This is a genomic window from Bacillus vallismortis, assembly GCF_004116955.1.
GTDB classification, from domain to species: domain Bacteria; phylum Bacillota; class Bacilli; order Bacillales; family Bacillaceae; genus Bacillus; species Bacillus vallismortis.
The window spans coordinates 2,638,568-2,656,135 of sequence record NZ_CP026362.1 but is presented as its reverse complement, the minus strand read 5'-3'; the positions used below and the strand labels follow the sequence as shown (position 1 = coordinate 2,656,135).

12 protein-coding genes and 1 pseudogene are annotated in these 17,568 nt (G+C 45.4%); 6 read left to right on the top strand and 7 right to left on the bottom strand.

The window, feature by feature from the left end:
* Positions 1–95: 95 nt before the first annotated feature.
* Positions 96–1,454, top strand: coding sequence for an N-acetylglucosamine-specific PTS transporter subunit IIBC (nagE, locus tag BV11031_RS14290; RefSeq protein WP_010330307.1), 1,359 nt, complete (start codon positions 96–98; stop codon positions 1,452–1,454).
* A gap of 32 nt (positions 1,455–1,486) precedes the next feature.
* Here nagE and ltaS read toward each other — a convergent pair whose 3' ends face one another.
* Entirely contained in the window at positions 1,487–3,436 is a 1,950-nt protein-coding gene (ltaS, locus tag BV11031_RS14285) for a lipoteichoic acid synthase (RefSeq protein ID WP_010330306.1), read from the bottom strand.
* Between the two features lie 258 nt (positions 3,437–3,694).
* On the opposite strand from ltaS, the gene BV11031_RS14280 reads away from it, so the two are divergent.
* Complete coding sequence (locus BV11031_RS14280) at positions 3,695–4,087, top strand: DnaJ family domain-containing protein (RefSeq protein ID WP_010330305.1); 393 nt, start codon at positions 3,695–3,697, stop codon at positions 4,085–4,087.
* Positions 4,088–4,214: 127 nt separating this feature from the next.
* Positions 4,215–5,630: an alanine/glycine:cation symporter family protein gene (locus tag BV11031_RS14275; protein ID WP_010330304.1), complete on the top strand. Its 1,416-nt coding sequence runs from the start codon at positions 4,215–4,217 to the stop codon at positions 5,628–5,630.
* On the opposite strand, the gene BV11031_RS14270 is transcribed toward BV11031_RS14275, so the two are convergent.
* Genes BV11031_RS14270 through BV11031_RS14255 form a run of 4 tightly spaced genes read right to left on the bottom strand, consistent with a single transcriptional unit; the run spans position 5,627 to position 9,620 of the window.
* Positions 5,627–6,703, bottom strand: coding sequence for an endospore germination permease (locus BV11031_RS14270; protein ID WP_010330303.1), 1,077 nt, complete (start codon positions 6,701–6,703; stop codon positions 5,627–5,629). The two genes, BV11031_RS14275 and BV11031_RS14270, sit on opposite strands and share 4 nt — an antisense overlap.
* 24 nt (positions 6,704–6,727) lie before the next feature.
* Entirely contained in the window at positions 6,728–6,928 is a 201-nt protein-coding gene (locus BV11031_RS14265; RefSeq protein WP_010330302.1) for a hypothetical protein, read from the bottom strand.
* A gap of 15 nt (positions 6,929–6,943) precedes the next feature.
* Positions 6,944–8,098: a Ger(x)C family spore germination protein gene (locus tag BV11031_RS14260; protein WP_010330301.1), complete on the bottom strand. Its 1,155-nt coding sequence runs from the start codon at positions 8,096–8,098 to the stop codon at positions 6,944–6,946.
* Entirely contained in the window at positions 8,079–9,620 is a 1,542-nt protein-coding gene (locus BV11031_RS14255) for a spore germination protein (RefSeq protein ID WP_010330300.1), read from the bottom strand. The genes BV11031_RS14260 and BV11031_RS14255 overlap by 20 nt, the downstream gene beginning before the upstream one ends.
* A 197-nt stretch (positions 9,621–9,817) precedes the next feature.
* On the opposite strand from BV11031_RS14255, the pseudogene BV11031_RS14250 reads away from it, so the two are divergent.
* Positions 9,818–10,295, top strand: a pseudogene (locus tag BV11031_RS14250) (UTRA domain-containing protein); the annotation flags it as partial.
* A 138-nt stretch (positions 10,296–10,433) separates the two neighbouring features.
* The gene (locus BV11031_RS14245; RefSeq protein WP_010330297.1) at positions 10,434–11,099 is read left to right on the top strand and encodes an NAD(P)H-dependent oxidoreductase; all 666 of its coding nucleotides are present in this window, start codon (positions 10,434–10,436) and stop codon (positions 11,097–11,099) included.
* A 36-nt stretch (positions 11,100–11,135) separates the two neighbouring features.
* On the opposite strand, the gene BV11031_RS14240 is transcribed toward BV11031_RS14245, so the two are convergent.
* Complete coding sequence (locus BV11031_RS14240) at positions 11,136–15,524, bottom strand: multifunctional 2',3'-cyclic-nucleotide 2'-phosphodiesterase/3'-nucleotidase/5'-nucleotidase (protein ID WP_082246368.1); 4,389 nt, start codon at positions 15,522–15,524, stop codon at positions 11,136–11,138.
* A gap of 243 nt (positions 15,525–15,767) precedes the next feature.
* On the opposite strand from BV11031_RS14240, the gene yfkM reads away from it, so the two are divergent.
* Positions 15,768–16,286, top strand: a complete 519-nt coding sequence (gene yfkM / locus BV11031_RS14235) for a general stress protein 18 (protein WP_010330295.1) — start codon at positions 15,768–15,770, stop codon at positions 16,284–16,286.
* Between the two features lie 38 nt (positions 16,287–16,324).
* On the opposite strand, the gene BV11031_RS14230 is transcribed toward yfkM, so the two are convergent.
* Positions 16,325–17,527, bottom strand: coding sequence for an MFS transporter (locus tag BV11031_RS14230; protein WP_010330294.1), 1,203 nt, complete (start codon positions 17,525–17,527; stop codon positions 16,325–16,327).
* Between the last annotated feature and the right edge of the window lie 41 nt (positions 17,528–17,568).

Here is a 17,568-nt window from a genome sequence, read left to right as displayed (position 1 = left end):
AAACCTGAGAAAAAAGGAACCGTGGGAAAATTGGTATAGATCACTAGATATCCTATATGGTATATTTGAAAAAAAAGGGTATGAGGGGGATGGGTATGCTTTCATTTTTACAAAAGCTCGGGAAGTCATTTATGCTCCCGATTGCGGTTCTGCCTGCAGTTGGAATAATCCTTGCGCTTGGCAGAGAGGATGTATTGAATATCCCGTTTGTCTATCAAGCGGGGACGGCAGTTTTTGATCATCTGCCGCTCATTTTCGCGATCGGAATTGCGATCGGCATTTCAAAGGACAGCAATGGGGCCGCGGGGTTGTCAGGAGCGATTTCATATTTGATGCTGGACGCGGCAACAAAGACCATTGATAAAACAAACAACATGGCGGTGTTCGGGGGAATCATTGCCGGTTTAATTGCCGGTTATACTTATAACCGCTTCAAGGATACAAAGCTGCCTGAATATCTGGGTTTCTTCAGCGGCAGACGGCTTGTGCCGATTGTAACAGCCATCATTACGATTATTTTAGCGGGCATTTTTGGAGCCGTTTGGCCGCCGATTCAATCGGGCATTAACGCGTTTGGAGAATGGATGCTTGGACTCGGCGGCATCGGGGCAGGCATATTCGGTTTGTTCAACAGGCTGTTAATTCCGCTTGGCCTTCACCACGTGCTCAACAATATTTTCTGGTTCCAATTCGGAGAATATAACGGAGTGACAGGAGACTTGGCGCGCTTTTTCGCGAAAGACCCGACGGCGGGCACATATATGACGGGCTTCTTCCCCATCATGATGTTCGGTCTTCCGGCTGCGTGTCTGGCGATGATTGTGACTGCAAAGCCGTCAAAGCGGAAAGCGACGGCGGGAATGATGATCGGATTTGCCTTGACTGCGTTTATCACAGGGATTACGGAGCCGATTGAGTTTGCTTTTATGTTTTTATCCCCGCTATTATATGCTGTTCACGCAGTCTTAACCGGGCTGTCTTTATTTCTCGTCAACTGGCTCGGCATCCGCTCCGGCTTCTCTTTTTCAGCCGGAGCCATCGATTATGTGCTCAGTTACGGAATCGCTGAGAAGCCGCTTCTGCTTCTATTGGTAGGTATATGCTATGCGGCTGTATACTTTATCGTGTTTTATGTGCTGATTAAGGCATTGAATTTAAAAACGCCGGGACGGGAAGATGATGATGTGGATGAAGTGCTTGATGAAAACACTGTTCAGGATGTCAATGAAAACATCATGCTGAAAGGGCTTGGCGGAAAAGAAAATCTTCAAACGATTGATCATTGCGCGACAAGGCTGCGGCTGACTGTGAAGGATACCGCTTTGGTTGATGAAGCGCTGTTAAAGAAAGCGGGCGCAAAAGGGGTCGTCAAATCAGGCGGGCAATCGGTTCAAGTCATCATTGGGCCAAATGTGGAATTTGCGGCGGAGGAATTGAGAGCTGCTGTGAAATAAAAAAGCGGAGAGGGCAACCTCTCCGCTTTTTCTTATTTCTCTTCAACATCCGTTGACGTTTCGGAAGAATCTTCGTCACGTTTTGTGTAATCATAATCAGCAGGGTTTACCTTCGTAAAGCCTTTTGGCTCGTAGAAACGCAGCAGGTCTCCGTTTATGATTTTATCGGACATTTCAAGTTCCTTCTTGACGAGTGAGTCTTCTGATTTGTCGACTTCAGATTCATCAAGCTCTTTTCCGGTTTTCGTATCGTAATACTTTCCGGATACTTTCGTGTACTTCGGTGAAACAAAGTCTCCGTTACGGAACGGAATCACTTCACGGTGTTCTTTCGATAAGATATCAGAACCGGACATCAGATAGTCTTTCGTATCCACTCCGAGCAAATGCAGGATGGTAGGAGCCACATCGACGTCTCCGGCATATTTATGAACTTTCTCGCCCTTCACGCCGGCAGCGTGGATAAAGAGCGGAACCCGTTGAAGCTGAGCGTTGTCATAATCGGTAATTTCATCTTTGCCAAGCACTTTGGCCATCGCTTTATTGTGGTTTTCTGAGATGCCGTAGTGGTCTCCGTACATCACGATAACCGATTGGTCATATAGCCCGTCTTTTTTCAAGTCATTGAAGAATTGTTCAATGGACTGATCAAGGTAGTGGGCTGACTGGAAGTAGTTGTTGACGACAGAGTCACCAAAGTCTCCAGCCGGGAAGTCTGTATCCCCTTCATCCATTCCGAATGGGAAGTGGTTAGATAGGGTAATGAACTTCGTATAGAATGGCTGCGGCAGGCTTTCCAACAGCGGCATTGATTCTTTGAAGAACGGTTTGTCTTTCATGCCGTAGTTTTTCGTGTTTTCTTCGTTCATGTCATAGTAGGCAGAATCGAAGAACTTATCGATGCCTTCCGCTTTGTACATTTCGTTACGGTTCCAGAACGTCTGCGTGTTTCCGTGGAACGCGGCAGATGTGTAATCCTTAGACTTCAGAATCGCAGGAACGGATTGAAGCGTGTTTTGCGCTTTGTTTACGAAAACGGAACCTTGAGCCAGCGGGTACAGAGAGTTTTCCATCATAAATTCCGCATCGGATGTTTTACCCTGTCCCGTTTGGTGGAAAAAGTTATCAAAGTAGAACGTTTCGTTATCATGTGCCAGTTTATTTAAGAACGGTGTGACTTCTTTGCCGTCAATTTTGTAGTCGATGGCAAAGGTCTGCAAGGATTCAAGTGAAACGTAAATCACGTTTTTACCTTCCGCTTTGCCGAAATACACGTTATTCGGCACGTCGTAATTGGCTTTCATGTAGTTTTCCACTTCCGTCACGTCGCTGGAATCGGCAAGCGCGCGCTGGCTGTTGGATTTGATATTTTGGACAGCGTCATAAATCGTGAAATTGTATGTTCCCAAGTATTTCACAAGATAGTTTCGGTCGAATGATCTTGTGAGCAATTCAGGACGGTCTGATTCCGCAACTGCCAGGTTGATAAGGAAAACAAGAATGGAAGATGCAAGAACGATTCGGAATGATTTTTTGTTCGACGTTTCGGCAGGCTTGTTCACTTTGATCGCCAAGATGATCAGAATAATCGTATCGATAAAGTAAAAGACGTCAGCTGGTCCCATCAGCGAAAATGCGCTGTCACCGAGTTGGCCTCCGTTTGTTTTAGCCTGCATAATGACCGGAATGGTAATAAAATCATTGAAAAATCTGTAGTACACAATGTTTGCGTACAGTAAAAAAGACATTAAAAAATGAATCACTATAATGGCTGTCTGCTGTAATTTTTTCTTGAACAAGAGTCCAAAGCCAAGAAAGAACAAGCTTGAGCTGAGAGGATTCACAAAAAGCAATATTTTTTGTATCGTGTTGTCTATTCCTAAGTTGAAATTCAGGACATAACCGACATATGTTTTGATCCATAATAGGACGACCGCGATGAGGAAGAAGGCCAGTCCTCTTTGTTTTATAAATGTTTTCATTGTGACACTCCTTTTTTCCGATCACAGTTCGAGCGAAACGATAGAAAAAACGAACGTATCAAATATAACACGAATCAGCGGATTAGAAAAGTGAAAATCGTCTGGTGGAAAAAGTGGCGAAAAACGCCGTCGAATCAATGTTTTCCTTTGCATATGGCCTAATGTGAAAAAAGGTTTTCTCCTAGAAAAAGAGTAATAAAATGGAAAAACGGCTGCTGTATGATAAAATAGAAGAAATCACTGAAAAGAGGTGAAAGGATGGATTTTTCCCATATTGTGTCTGAAGATAAAATAAAGCGGGCTATCAAAGACGGAGATTTTGAAAACCTGCCGGGAATGGGAAAACCGCTGCCCAAGGATGACGCGGCACACTTGCCGGAATCGCTCCGCATGAGCTACCGTATGTTAAAAAATGCGGGAATGGCAGAGGACGAGGGCGCGCTCAAAAAAGAACTCATGACCATCGACCATCTCATCGCAAAGTGCCTTGACGAAAAAGAACGGGAACAATTAATCGGAAAAAAAACCGAAAAGCAGATGATGCTTGATAAGCTTGTCGACAAAAAAGGCATGTTTTCAAAGCCGGCATCCGCTTTTTACAAAAATAAAGTATATGATCGGCTTGGACGAGACAGACCTTCTTCCAGCTGATTTGTCTTGTCAGAAGGATGGTGATTTTTAAAAGCCATCCTCTTTATGTTCCAATGGTCTCTGTCTAAAATGTTTATGTTTATCCGTCGTGGGGGAAATGACTCATAAACGAAAAAAGGGTGATGGGATGGAACGACTATTAGAATGGGTAGAGCGTATATCTGATTGGCTGTGGGGGCCGCCGCTAATCATTTTGCTGACGGGAACGGGATTGTATTTCACCATTTTGCTGAAATGTTTTCAATTTCGTTATCCTTTATATATCTTTAAGCAAACGATTGGCAGCGTAGGAAAGAAGCCGAAGGGAGAGGGAACAGTCACACCGCTTCAGGCATTGACGTCCGCCCTCAGCTCAACAATCGGCGCGGCGAACATTGTCGGTGTGCCTGCCGCTATTATGTTTGGCGGCCCCGGAGCGGTTTTTTGGATGTGGTTTATTGCCTTATTTGCCATGGCGATTAAGTTTTCTGAAAGTGTGCTTGCTGTTCATTACAGGGAAAAAAATGAGCAGGGGGAGTTTGTCGGAGGACCGATGTATTACATAACAAAAGGGCTGCGGATGAAGTGGCTGGGCGTATTTTTCTCTGTTGCGCTGATCGTGGAACTGATCCCAAGCATTATGGTTCAAGGGAATTCGGTTTCAGTCTCTCTTGCCGAAACGTTTTCTTTCAATAAAATATACGCGGGAATCGGAATTGCGTTTTTGATTGGATTAGTGGTAATAGGAGGGGTAAAGCGGATTGGAAAAGTAACAGAGTTCGTCGTGCCTATTATGGCAGGGGCATATGTTGGGGCCGGCCTCCTGATTTTTCTCACGAATCTTTCAGCGGTTCCGGCGTTTTTCTCTCTTATCTTTTCGAATGCGTTTACCTCAACTTCAGCAGTTGGAGGGTTCGCTGGCGCTGCGCTGGCTGAAACCGTTCGCTGGGGCTTTGCCCGCGGGCTGTATTCTAATGAAGCCGGAATGGGAACAGCCCCGATTGCACATGCGGCGGCCATGACGGATCACCCTGTGAGGCAAGGGTTTTGGTCTGTGATCGGCATTGTCATTGACACCTTGATCGTCTGCACCACCACGGCGTTTATCGTCATTACATCCGGTGTTTGGACAGGGGGAAATGCCTCAAATGATCCGGCGGCACTGACGACGGATGCATTCCAGCACTATTATGGTTCTGGAGGAGGGTACTTCGTCTCGATTTCCCTTGTCTTCTTTGTGATATCGACCATTATGGTTGTTATTTTTTACGGCGTGAAGCAAGCTGAATTTCTGTTCGGGCGGCTGGCAGGACATGTGATCAAAATCGTTTATTTAGCGGCTATCATCATAGGGGCCGCAGGCGGAGCAAAAGCCATCTGGGGCTTTCTGGACTTAGCATTGGTTTTTATCGTCGTTCCGAATGTCATCGCATTGCTGTTATTAAGCAGAAAGGTAAAAGCGCTGTATACCGAGTTTTTCACATCTGAACAGTACTACTTGAAAGACAGGGGAAAAACGAAACAGAATGCTGTTTATGAGACAAAAGAAGCCAAAAACTCTTAGTGTTTTGCTTTGGCGCCGAACATCGCTTTGCTTTTGATGATGAAATAGATGAATAAAGGAAGCAAAAGAGAAATGACTACATTGATGATCGGCTTGATTCGGTTAAAGTCGATCAGCTGATTTGTATTTAGGAAGAACCAAAAGCTGCATACGAGCGAAAACATGCCGGTTGGTGTATACATGGCGTTCAGGTCGATTTTTGAGTGTAAAAAGGAAAGCCCGTATACCACAATATAAAGTGAACCGGCTATCTTCACCATAATGACCGGAATCCAGAAGGCCGCGATGATCAGGTCTGAACGATCCAGAAAATCAGTAATTCGGATCTGTCTGATCACCATATAAGCCGGATCAAAAAAAGTAGATGTCAGGTTGGGACCGAAGACAGCAATAGAACAAAATAACATTACACCAAGCAAAAAAGCTCCCAGCAGTATCGCGAAAATGGTGTGTTTCAGCGGAACGCTCCGGCTTGAGAAGAGGAGCGGCAGGATGATTAATTCACCCATTGTCCCAAAGGCGTAAAAACCTGATTGAAGATATTGGATTGGCCCTTCAAGGACCGGTGTTATATTTTGCAGCTCAATTTGTGCGGCCAGCATAAAAGGAAGGAGTAAGAACAAGGCCCCGAATGGAATTAAAAAGATCTGAGCCATTCTCGTTAACGTTTCTTTTCCTTCTCTGGCCATACAGATCGCCACAAAAATAATGGCGCCGCCAATAACGGCCATCGGTGTTCTAGGGAGAAATAAAATATTAATCAGATTGATGAAAAAACGGATATCATGAGCATTGATTAACAGGAAATACAAAGAAAATAGAAAAATGATAAACCGGCCGGCGATAGGTGAGGAATCACTCAGTAGCTCATAGATATTTTTATCCTGTTTTTTCATTAGCCTGTGCATCAGCCAGAGTACCGGAATGACGATGATAACGCCTAGAATGTAGCTGTGCCAGGCGTTTTGTTTTGCCGATTCGATCATGAGGATCGGGGCATGCTTCAGTCCGACTGCTAACGTATACAGCGCTCCGAAAAATAATCCTTGATAGGCAGAAGTCTTCTTGTTCATAAAGCACGTCCTTTCTGTCATGTATCAAAACGGAATATATTTAAACAGGTGGCCGAGCCGCGGGAGTAGGGGGTTCACTCTAAGATAAATCCATAGAATAGAACTTCCTGCAATCATTAGACTGAAGACCCATTTTGTTGTCGTATTAGCGGAATAAAAATTTTTCCATTCGTATATATATATTGCAATGCACACAATCACTGTCTGAGTGATAAAGCTGATCATGCTGATGCCCCCCACTTAACGGCTGATGGTTTTATACAAAACGCCGCCCGATTCAATTACGATAGATGGGATAACGTTTACATCCATATTTTGGTATACCTCGTTCCAGTCTTTATTCAAAAAGTCTTTCGTTATTCCCATGCTTCTTATTGTTTTGTCCTGAAAACCGGCAGGATCCGCTTTCAGCTTCTGAAGCCGTTGGATGGTACTGGTGATATCTTTTTTTACTGCTTTATTTACCGCTTTTTGAATGATGTAAAATTGGTCATTTTCTCCCGTATCATAGGTGGATTGATTTTCGATGATGACTCCTTTGGCTCTGATCTCCACGGTCATTGCAAGTTTGCCGTTTTTTTCAGTAGCGCGAAAGTCAGCAGCCGACTTTTGAAGCTGAACTGAAGCTTTTCCCATCTGATTCGGCAGGTCTATAATGAATTCCGGCTGACGGGCCTGATTTAACAAAATCAGAGCGGACGTCAGGTGCTCATCTTTAAAAATATCCACCAGTTTGTCTTTTTTGAATATGGCAATACCGTCAATCTTTAAATTGCTTTTTCCTTTGCCGCCCGGTTTGGTTTTTGTGGCGGATATTACCGGGGCATACGGATCATTGCCTTTTTCTAATAAGTCCGACATAAACCGGCTTAAAAAAACCGGTCGTTTTGTTGAAAGAATGGCCAGTTCCCGTATCATCTCCGCTGGAAATTGTTCCAGCTGCACTTCAGTATTGATAATATCGCGCGCTTCACCCTGGCTGATTAATAGTAATGCCGTCAATCTGTTCTGCGGATTTCTCGTTAAGAGATCAAATACCGGTGCCAGACCTTCTCTCGCCAAGTTCTCTCCGATGACAACCGTGCGTCTATGGGATGTATTAATTGTTCGCGACAATGAACTTTGCAGCTTGTTGCTGGTCTCCCTAAGAGTTTTGCCAGAAGCGGAATCAACATACCACGTTTGTGAACCTGTTGTGCCGCCACCTCCCCCTGTCTGTCCGCCTAACTGCCCGACTAAGGGAATCTGCATAGCTACTTGATACTTGTCTTTTTTCTTATCAATCGCGGAGCTGACGACAAACGCAATGTCATTGATTTCAGTCCGGTCCCAGCAGCCAGCGAGAAGTATACAAGCGAGTAGCGGCGCAACAGCCTTATATATTGTCTTTTTCATCTCGTGTTTCCTCTCTTCTTTCTCCTTTCTGTCCGTTTTCACGAGAATACGTGCTAGGTCTTCTTGTCATCGTCCACCAAGGCGCCCGGACAAAAATATCTTTTACTTCATCTCGTTTAAACGGAGAAATCCCGGATAAATAAGGGATGCCGAACGATTGCAGCTTGCATAAATGGAGCACTAAGAGAATCGTTCCAAGCATAATGCCGAACACCCCGAAAATACTTGCCAGAAACATAAAGGGGAATCGCAGCATCCTGATGGAAATGGCTAAATTAAATCGTGGAATTGTAAAAGATGCGATCCCTGTTAACGATACGATGATCACTATTGGAGCTGATACTATTCCGGCTTCAACGGCTGCTGTCCCGATGACCAGAGCCCCGAGAATGCTGACGGTCTGGCCGATGGTTTTCGGCAGGCGCACTCCCGCTTCTCGAAGAGCCTCAAAAGAAATTTCCATAATTAAAGCTTCTACGATGGCGGGGAAAGGAATCGGTTCACGGGCAGATGCCACACTGAACATTAAGTTTGTTGGCATTAAGTCCTGATGGTATGTAATTACGGCAACATAAATAGCCGGCAAATAAAGAGCAAGGAATAAAAACATATAACGCAGCCAACGGATTAAGTTAGACATCAAATAGCGCTCATAATAATCTTCACTGGCCTGCATCAACTGCCAAAACGTGATCGGGCCTGTTAAAACAAAAGGCGTATTATCTGTAAAAATGGCAAATCGGCCTTCGAGAAGCTGGGCGGCGACGGTATCGGGTCTTTCCGTGTATTGCAGCTGAGGGAAAGGCGAGTACGTGTCATCCTCGATAAACTCCTCAATATATCCGCTTTCTAATACGGCATCAATCTTGATGTTTTTAATTCTTTTTTTCACTTTGTCAATAACCTTTGGATCGGCAAGCCCGTCTATATAGGCCAAGACAATGTCAGTTTTGGTTTTCGTGCCGATTTTAAACGATAGCATTTTAAGCTGGAGCGTTTTGACGCGAAAGCGTACAAGAGCGGTATTGACCCTGAGGCTTTCAGTGAAGCCCTCTCTTGATCCTCTAATGGTTGATTCTGTGATCGGTTCTTGAATGCTTCTTCTTTGACCGCCTTTGATTTTTAAGATCAGGCATTTTGAATGCCCATCTGCAAACAAAACCGCATTTCCCTCAATGATGGATTCAGCCACTTTGCTTATACTTGATTCTGCGGCAACGCTCGATATCGATAGTGTGTTTTGCAGCTCTTCCTCATGTTCATCTATTTGATCTGTCAGATGCCTCAAGAATGGACGGAGGGCGTGATCCTGTATATGTTCAGACTTTACAATTCCTTCAATATAAACAATAAATCCGCACAGCCCGTTTCCGAAGTCAAATTGCCTAATTACGATGTCTGAGCAGCTCTCTGTTAATAAGGTCAGATTATCAAGGTTTTCCTTCAAATCTGGAGAGATCGGCCTATCTTGATTATTTTCAAGCTCCTTGATGAGTTGAAGCGCTTTGTCGCGTTTATTCATAGAGGCTCACCCTGCTTTTTCAATGTCTTATATAACTAGTGCTTGTGACTTTTAGGGTAACCTTGTTTGTTTCAGATATTCTCACTCTAGAATAAAAGTGCTATTAAAGTTGTGGACTGCATGTGAAGAAACAATCTAAACTAAGCAGGATGGACCATAAATCCAGATAATCAGAGGATAAGGCCGCCATTCTTAGCGAAAAAATGCTATTTCCCGTCTCAGACTTTGTCGGCTTCAAGGAGCTCGCGCAAACGCTTGGCAAGAAAAGAAAAAACTGTACACAAATACGGGCTGGAGCCTCCGTCAGAGCTGGTCCAAAAGCAGCTCCGGCCAATCCGGATAACGACATCTGGGAAGTCATCAGTCTCGAAAGAGTGCCGGGGAGCATGTGATTTTGGACAAGGATTACATTTTCAGGAAGTATGTGTTTCGCCTGACGAACGCAATTTTTGAGAACTATATATATGATAGAAGGAGAACTCGGTCTTTCAATCAGCTGCGCCCAAAAAAGAAATTGTCGCTGAGACGTTTATGGATGAGGACAGGGAGCTGCTCGACATATTGTCGTGAAGAAACTACGTCTTTTTGGAGGATACGAGTTTCTTTCAATATACGGAAAGCAGACACCGCCTTGACAAACTCCGCTTTGTGGATTTTGCGCGCCGGGGGAAATGAGAGGCGCCTGCCTGCGGCAGCGCGCTTTTTTTGTTTGGTATCAAAATTGATACTATCCAACAAAAATGTGCGTACTTTTACTTTTTATCATAATGGCTACAATAGAGATGAGAGTAACCAAAAGGAGAGGTGTTTAACATGGCAGATGTAAAGAAACAAATTCTGGACGCATACCATTTCAGACATGCGACAAAGGAATTTGACCCGAATAAAAAAGTATCAGACAGCGATTTTGAATTTATTTTAGAAACAGGAAGACTGTCTCCGAGTTCACTCGGCCTTGAGCCTTGGAAATTCGTTGTCGTTCAAAATCCGGAATTTCGCGAGAAGCTTCGCGAATACACATGGGGCGCGCAAAAGCAGCTTCCAACCGCAAGCCATTTCGTTCTGATTCTTGCGCGTACAGCGAAGGATATCAAATACGATGCGGACTACATCAAACGTCATTTAAAAGAAGTAAAACAAATGCCTCAGGACGTTTACGAAGGCTATCTCAGCAAAACGGAAGAGTTCCAGAAACACGATCTGCATTTGCTTGAAAGTGACAGAACATTGTTTGACTGGGCTTCAAAACAAACATATATTGCGCTTGGCAACATGATGACTGCCGCTGCGCAAATCGGCGTTGATTCCTGCCCTGTGGAAGGTTTCCAGTATGATCACATTCACCGTATTCTTGAAGAAGAAGGCCTTCTGGAAAACGGAAGCTTCGACATCTCTGTGATGGTGGCGTTTGGCTACCGTGTGAGAGACCCTCGTCCGAAAACAAGATCTGCTGTTGAAGATGTTGTGAAATGGGTTTAAAGTAAGAGAGCTGCTCGCAAAACGAGCAGCTCTTTTTTATGCTTGATTCGCTTTATTTTGTTTTCTCCTCTGATGCAAGTACAATGCTGTCCCGAGCGCGCTGATCAGTAATCCGGCTAAGAGAAACGAGTACATGGAAGTGGCTGTGTCCGGAAGCAAGCCGCCAGCCGGGCCGTCCGTTCCCGATCCGTCTGATCCGTTTCCTCCCGATCCGTTTGTTGGTTCATTGCCGGGAGGTGTATCTTTTCCTCCGCTCCCGTCAGGCGGCTGTTTTCCGCCTGGTTTGTCGGAGCCTCCGCCATTGCTCCCGTCATCACCGCCTGTCGGCTGATCGGACGGGAATGCCGGCGGTTTATTGTTCGCACCGGAATTTAAGATCGTGTATTCACTAAAATGGGTTGTATATCCTGTCACGATATCATCGTCAACTGAACCCTGTTCTGTCTTAGTGAACGTTTTCTTTTTCCGGTCAACATGGTAAATAGCAGGGTTATGAGCTTCTTCAATATCAAACATGCGAAGCGAAAGCTGTACAGGCTCCTTGAATGATTTCAATTCTTTTCCTTTTTGCTTCACTGTAAAGTCATACACATCTGCAAGTGAAACATCCAATTCTCCCGTTGACTTGATGCCGATTGCTGTGTCTGCGGTTTTGAGGTTCGCCATTGGCAGCTTCATGCTGTACCAGTAGTTGAACACTGTCAATGAAGGATCTGACTCTCTTTCTTTCAAACGTTTAACCTGATCTTCATTTACTTTAAGATTGATAGGCTTTTCCTGAGATCCTTCAGATGTTTCATAGTAGACAAACGGCGTGTTGGTATTTTGGGCATAAATTGCGAATTTGTCTTCATCAAGTGTCCAGCTGCCGTCCTTCTGCTTTGTCGGAAGGAATACTTCTTTGATTCGTCCTTCGATTTTAGGAGAGACCTTGTTTCCTAGTTTTTTCAGCTGTTCAGTGAAAATCTCATAATCTACGTAACCAAGGTCTTCACCATGGGACGCTTCCGTAAAGACAGAGTATCCGTCTCCTCCGGCGCCGACAAAGTTATTCGTTGCCACGCGATAGGTCTTATCGGAATCGAGATGAACCGTGTCTCCGTTAGGTAATTCGAGTTTGACGTCAAGAATTCGGTGTCCGGGTTCCTTGTTTAATGTAAACGTATATTGGATTCCGGCCACCTGAGGGAAGGCGCCGCCTCCGTTTTCCACATTGCTTAAGCCTTGTTCAAGGGCTTCTTTAATTTGTTTTCCGGTTAAGTCGGCCACATAAAGCGTGTTGCCGAACGGCATGACGTTCAGGACCTCGCCGAGTGTAATATCGCCTTTGTCAATGCCGGCTCTGATGCCGCCGCCATTTGTGATCGCTATTCTGGCGCCTGCTGCTTCTTTCGCTTTTGCGAGCATGCCGTCCGCAATGAAGTTTCCGAGGTTCGTTTCCTTCGTGCGCACATGCTCACGCTGGCCGTCAAGCTCCACATCCGTATAGCCGACTTTTTCATTTTTGACGTCCTCTAATTCATGTTTGAACTGATCAAGCTCTTTTTTTGCTTCTGCGTTTTCTTCCGTATGTTCATCAATTGGCAGCACGCTCAGATTTGATTTGTCTGTTTGCACTACGCCGTTTTCATCAAACACGACATCGACACGTCCCAAGTATTGGCCGTATTCTTTTGCCTGCGCCACGATCGTCGGCTCTTCGTTGTTCACAACCTCCATTTTGTCTACGAGGGTGTGCGTATGCCCGCCGATAATCAAGTCAATGCCTTTTACTTTCTTGGCCAGCTCAAGATCTCGGTTATGCCCGAGATGGGTTAAAGCGATGATTTTGTTTACTTTTTCATCTTCCTGAATCGTTTTCACTGTGTTTTGCGCTGTTTCAAACGCGTCATGAAATACGATGCTTTTGCCCGGGCTTGAGGTGGTGGCTGTATCTTCCGTTGTCAGACCGAATACGGCGACTTTCTCACCGTCAACATCTAACAGAATGTAAGGGTGGATGCCGGGCTCTTTCTTTTCACCTGCTGTAAAGGTTTGCGGCTTTTTGACATATGAAGTCAGCTTAGGTTCATTTGACACATCGACGTTTGCGCTGACGACTGGAAATTCAGGCGCTTCAAAGTGATAACGGTTGGCTGGATCGACTGTTGCGCTGTTTCCGCTGAGAAAATCAGAAAGCACTGCCGGGCCTTTATCAAATTCATGGTTTCCAAAGGTCATGGCGTCATAGCCCATCATGTTCATCAATTTCAAATCGGCTAAACCGTTCCATTTTGTGAAATACAGGTCGCCGGAAAACACATCTCCCGCATCAAGGAGAATGTTACGGTCTGTTTCGTCTCGAACCTCGTTGATTTTCGTCATTCGTCTCGCCGCGTCATCGAGGTGTGCATGCGTATCATTTGTGTGCATGACAGTCAGATCCCACAGTCCGTCCTTAGGTGGCTCAGGATTTGAATCATCGTCGAATTGCAGCTTGTATACACCATAGCCCTCATTCGCAGCCTCACTTACATATGCGACGTCGTCTGCTTTATCCGCAAATGGCTTGGCCAAAAGGGAGGACTCAAACGTCAAATTCGTGCCGGAAACAGGTGCGATTGACCAGTTGTTGTCCGCTTTTGGATTGACTGTTTTCTGTTCAAGAATGTAATCCATCAGCACCTGCCTGTTTTCAACCGCGGAGCCGTGGACAATCTTATCGCTTGTCAGGTGAGGGAAACCGCCGCCTCCGGACGCACGATAATTATTGGTGACGACGAGAAATTCCTGATTCGTGCTGATGGGCTTGCCTTCATAGGAAAGGTTGATGATCCGGGAAGAATTCGCGTTGATGACTTTTCCGTTCTCATCGTATTTCGCCGGTTTTGTCACATCGACCTGATAAGTGACACCGTCAATCACGTCAAAATTATAGGATCGGAAATTGTCATTCAGCAAGGCTTGATCGCCGCCTTTTGACGGGTCAATTTGATTGAATTGGCCTGCTGACATCTCAAGCCAGTCCTTGACCTCGCTTCCAGTTAGCTTGACAATCTGAATGGTATTATCGTAAAGATACAAGTCACCGATGTTTTTAATGGCGAGATCTCCGGCCGGAATATTCGTATAGTAATTGGCTCCGTTTCTGCCGCCCGCTTTAAACGGCGCTCCAGCGGACAAAATCGGGAGGTCCTTGTATTCGGTACCCTTCATTTCTTTTTCGGCGTACCATTTTTGCGCGTCGGTCACAATCTGAATGGAAGGGTCATCTTTCACCTGCGCGAAGAAACTGTTAATATCGGCTTCTGTTTTGCCGACTGGTTTTCTGACATACTCCAGTGTGTTTTGATGCGTTTGTTTGATGGTGTTTGTAACGGTTTCATTACCGGATGTGACGTTGCCTGCGATAGATTCAATACTGGCCTTGGAATCTGCCACCTTCCATGAGCCGTCCGTCTTTTCGAGTTTAAGGTCAATCATGCCCAAGTATTTGCCCCAGCTGCTTGGCATGACGACTGGAATGCCGTTGATCGTGCCTTTTTCAACATCGAATTGGGCAGCACCCGCATACTCGGCGGATGGGAAGAGTCCGTGCTGATGGCCAGAGATGATCGCGTCAATGCCTTTTGTTTTTGTGGCTAGGTCAAATACGGCATTTTCCGCGCCTGGCGATTGGGCTTGTTTTTCAATGCCGCTGTGGGCGAGGGCGATAATGACATCTGCGCCTTCCGCCTTCATTTTCGGGATCGTTTCATTGGCGGATTCTACGATATCCTGCACTTGCACCTGACCTTCGAGATGCTTTTTGTCCCAAGTCATAATTTGCGGCGGAACGAAGCCTATGTAGCCGACCTTTACTTTCTGCTCATGGCCGTTTTCGTCAGTGACGGTTTTATCTGTAATGACATACGGCGTATAACGGTTTTTCCCGCTTATTGTTTTGACGTTTGCATTTACAATCGGGAATTCGGCTCCTTTGATCGTGCCGTCGAGAAAGTCGAGCCCGTAGTTGAATTCATGATTGCCCAGCGTGCCGGCATCATAATCCAGCGCATTCATGACACTGATAATCGGATGGGTTTTCGCGCCGGAGATAATGTCGTCTTTTTCATACTTCACCGCGTATTCTCCAAGCGGATTCCCTTGAATCAAGTCTCCGTTATCCACAAGCAGGGTATTGGGGTTTTGCTGGCGGTGCTTTTGGATCAGTTGTGCCGTTCTTGCCAGCCCGAAATCCGTCGTTTCTCTGTCGCTGTAGTAATCGTAATCCATCATGTTGGCATGAATATCAGTCGTGGCCAAAATACTCAGATGCACTTGAGGGGCCGCGCTTTCTTTTGCATGAATGGGTGGTGTTGGGAGGATTAGGCTAAGTATCATAATAGGGGGCAAAAGAATACGGAGAATGTTGCCGACGTACGTTCGTCTTTTCTGTATTCTCACCAGTTCTCCACCTTTCAACGAAATTTGTGTTACAGCTCCTATTGTAAGAATATTTTGTTACTATTTGTAGGTATTTCTTTATGATTATTGTAAAAGGGAGAAAAATGAGTATTATGTAATATCGTCAAACGGCAAATGATGGGCATTTATGCTTATCGTTTCTCTGGCCTGCGAAAATGTTTATTTTAGTGTGGCTGGGGAAGAGTGTTTTATGTAGACAGATTAAACGGGAGGTTATGAAAAATGGGGAAAAAAATTGCAGTTGTTTTGACAGATTATTTTGAGGACAGCGAATACACTGAGCCTGCGAAAGCCTTTAAAGATGCGGGACATGAACTGACTGTTATCGAAAATGAAAAAGGCAAAACCGTAAAAGGCAAGCAGGGGAACGCGGAAGTGACGGTTGACGCGTCCATTGACGACGTAAACCCTTCAGACTTTGACGCGCTGTTGATTCCCGGAGGATTTTCACCAGATCAGCTTCGCGCTGACGACCGTTTCGTTCAGTTTACGAAAGCGTTTATGACTGACAAAAAGCCGGTATTCGCCATTTGCCACGGCCCGCAGCTTTTAATCAATGCGAAAGCGCTCGATGGCCGAAAAGCGACAGGCTATACGTCTATTCGTGTTGACATGGAAAACGCAGGTGCCGACGTTGTGGACAAGGAAGTGGTTGTTTGCCAAGATCAATTGGTCACAAGCCGCACACCGGATGATATTCCGGCGTTTAATCGTGAATCGTTGGCATTGCTTGAGAAATAAGAAAACGACGGACGCCCGCGGGGCGTCCGTTTTTTTGATTACAGTTTGACATCAGCCTGAGCACCCGTCAGTTTCCTGTATCTATAATACAAGAAGGCGGCTGCGGCTGTTCCGAGGACCGCAATGCAGAAGTCGAACATAAAGATATGGGCGATGCCTCCCGCTTTTGCGATAAGCCCGGTGGCAATCGGCAACACAATCGACGCGATGCTTGAAGCCGTCGCTACAATTCCGGTAACGGTACCTTTGCGTTTCCAGAAAAGCTCTGTCATTAATGTAATGGAGATTTGAAACACACCCGCGGTTGAAAAGCCTAAGAAAAAAGCGGTGATATCCAGCACAATTGGCACATGAACCGTCAGCATGACTGCGAGTGTACATAAAGTCATCACAGGATATAAGAGCGTAATCAAGACTGGCTTTACCCATCTGTTCAGCAGAACGGCCAATAATAAAACGGATGTCAGAGATCCGATGCTGTAATAGCTCAGCAATTGCACGGAAGCTGATTCAGCCAAACCAGCTGCTTTTTGAGCATAGCTCGGAAGCCAGATTTGAGAGACCGTAAATAAAGCCGTTGATGTAAACCCGATCATGATCAATGCGGCGCCTTCTTTTCGAAAAACGGGTTCAGACAAGAAAGCCGGAGCTTCCTGTTGGCCGCTGTTAGTGGTTTTTTTCTGTTTCTTGGGAAACGAAAGTGTTGATAAATAAACGATATTCAGCGCATAGACTGCTGCCGGGAGATAAAAAGCAACTCCATAAGACATGCCGTGGTCTGCTAAATATGTGATCACAAGCGGCAAAAGTGCGGCCCCGACAGACATAAAGGCTTTGACCAAGACATTTGCCGATCCGGGAGCACCCGGGAAAAGTTCGGTTAAGGCTGGATAGGTGCCGGCATCCATTGCCGAGTTTGCGGCTCCGGCTAATAAGGCGAACACAAACGCAAGTTCATAGCTAGGTGATAAAGGAATACCAACTAAAAAGACGGACATGATTCCCGCAGAAGCGACAACAAGCGGCTTTCTGCCAATTTTATCTGATAACACGCCGGAAACGCCATAGGTCAGCAGCTTGCCGAACCCGATAGCGGCAATGACATAACTGATGCCGGTCGGGTCGGTATTCCACTGTTTTGTTAAGGAGGACATATTGGATGCGAGAATAATGTTGACCATTCCCAGAAAGAAGTAGTTGATATACATTCCGGAGGCTGTTTTGATAGATGTCGTTTTCATGCTTGTACTCCTTCACATCTGATTCGAACATTTTGCTGTTT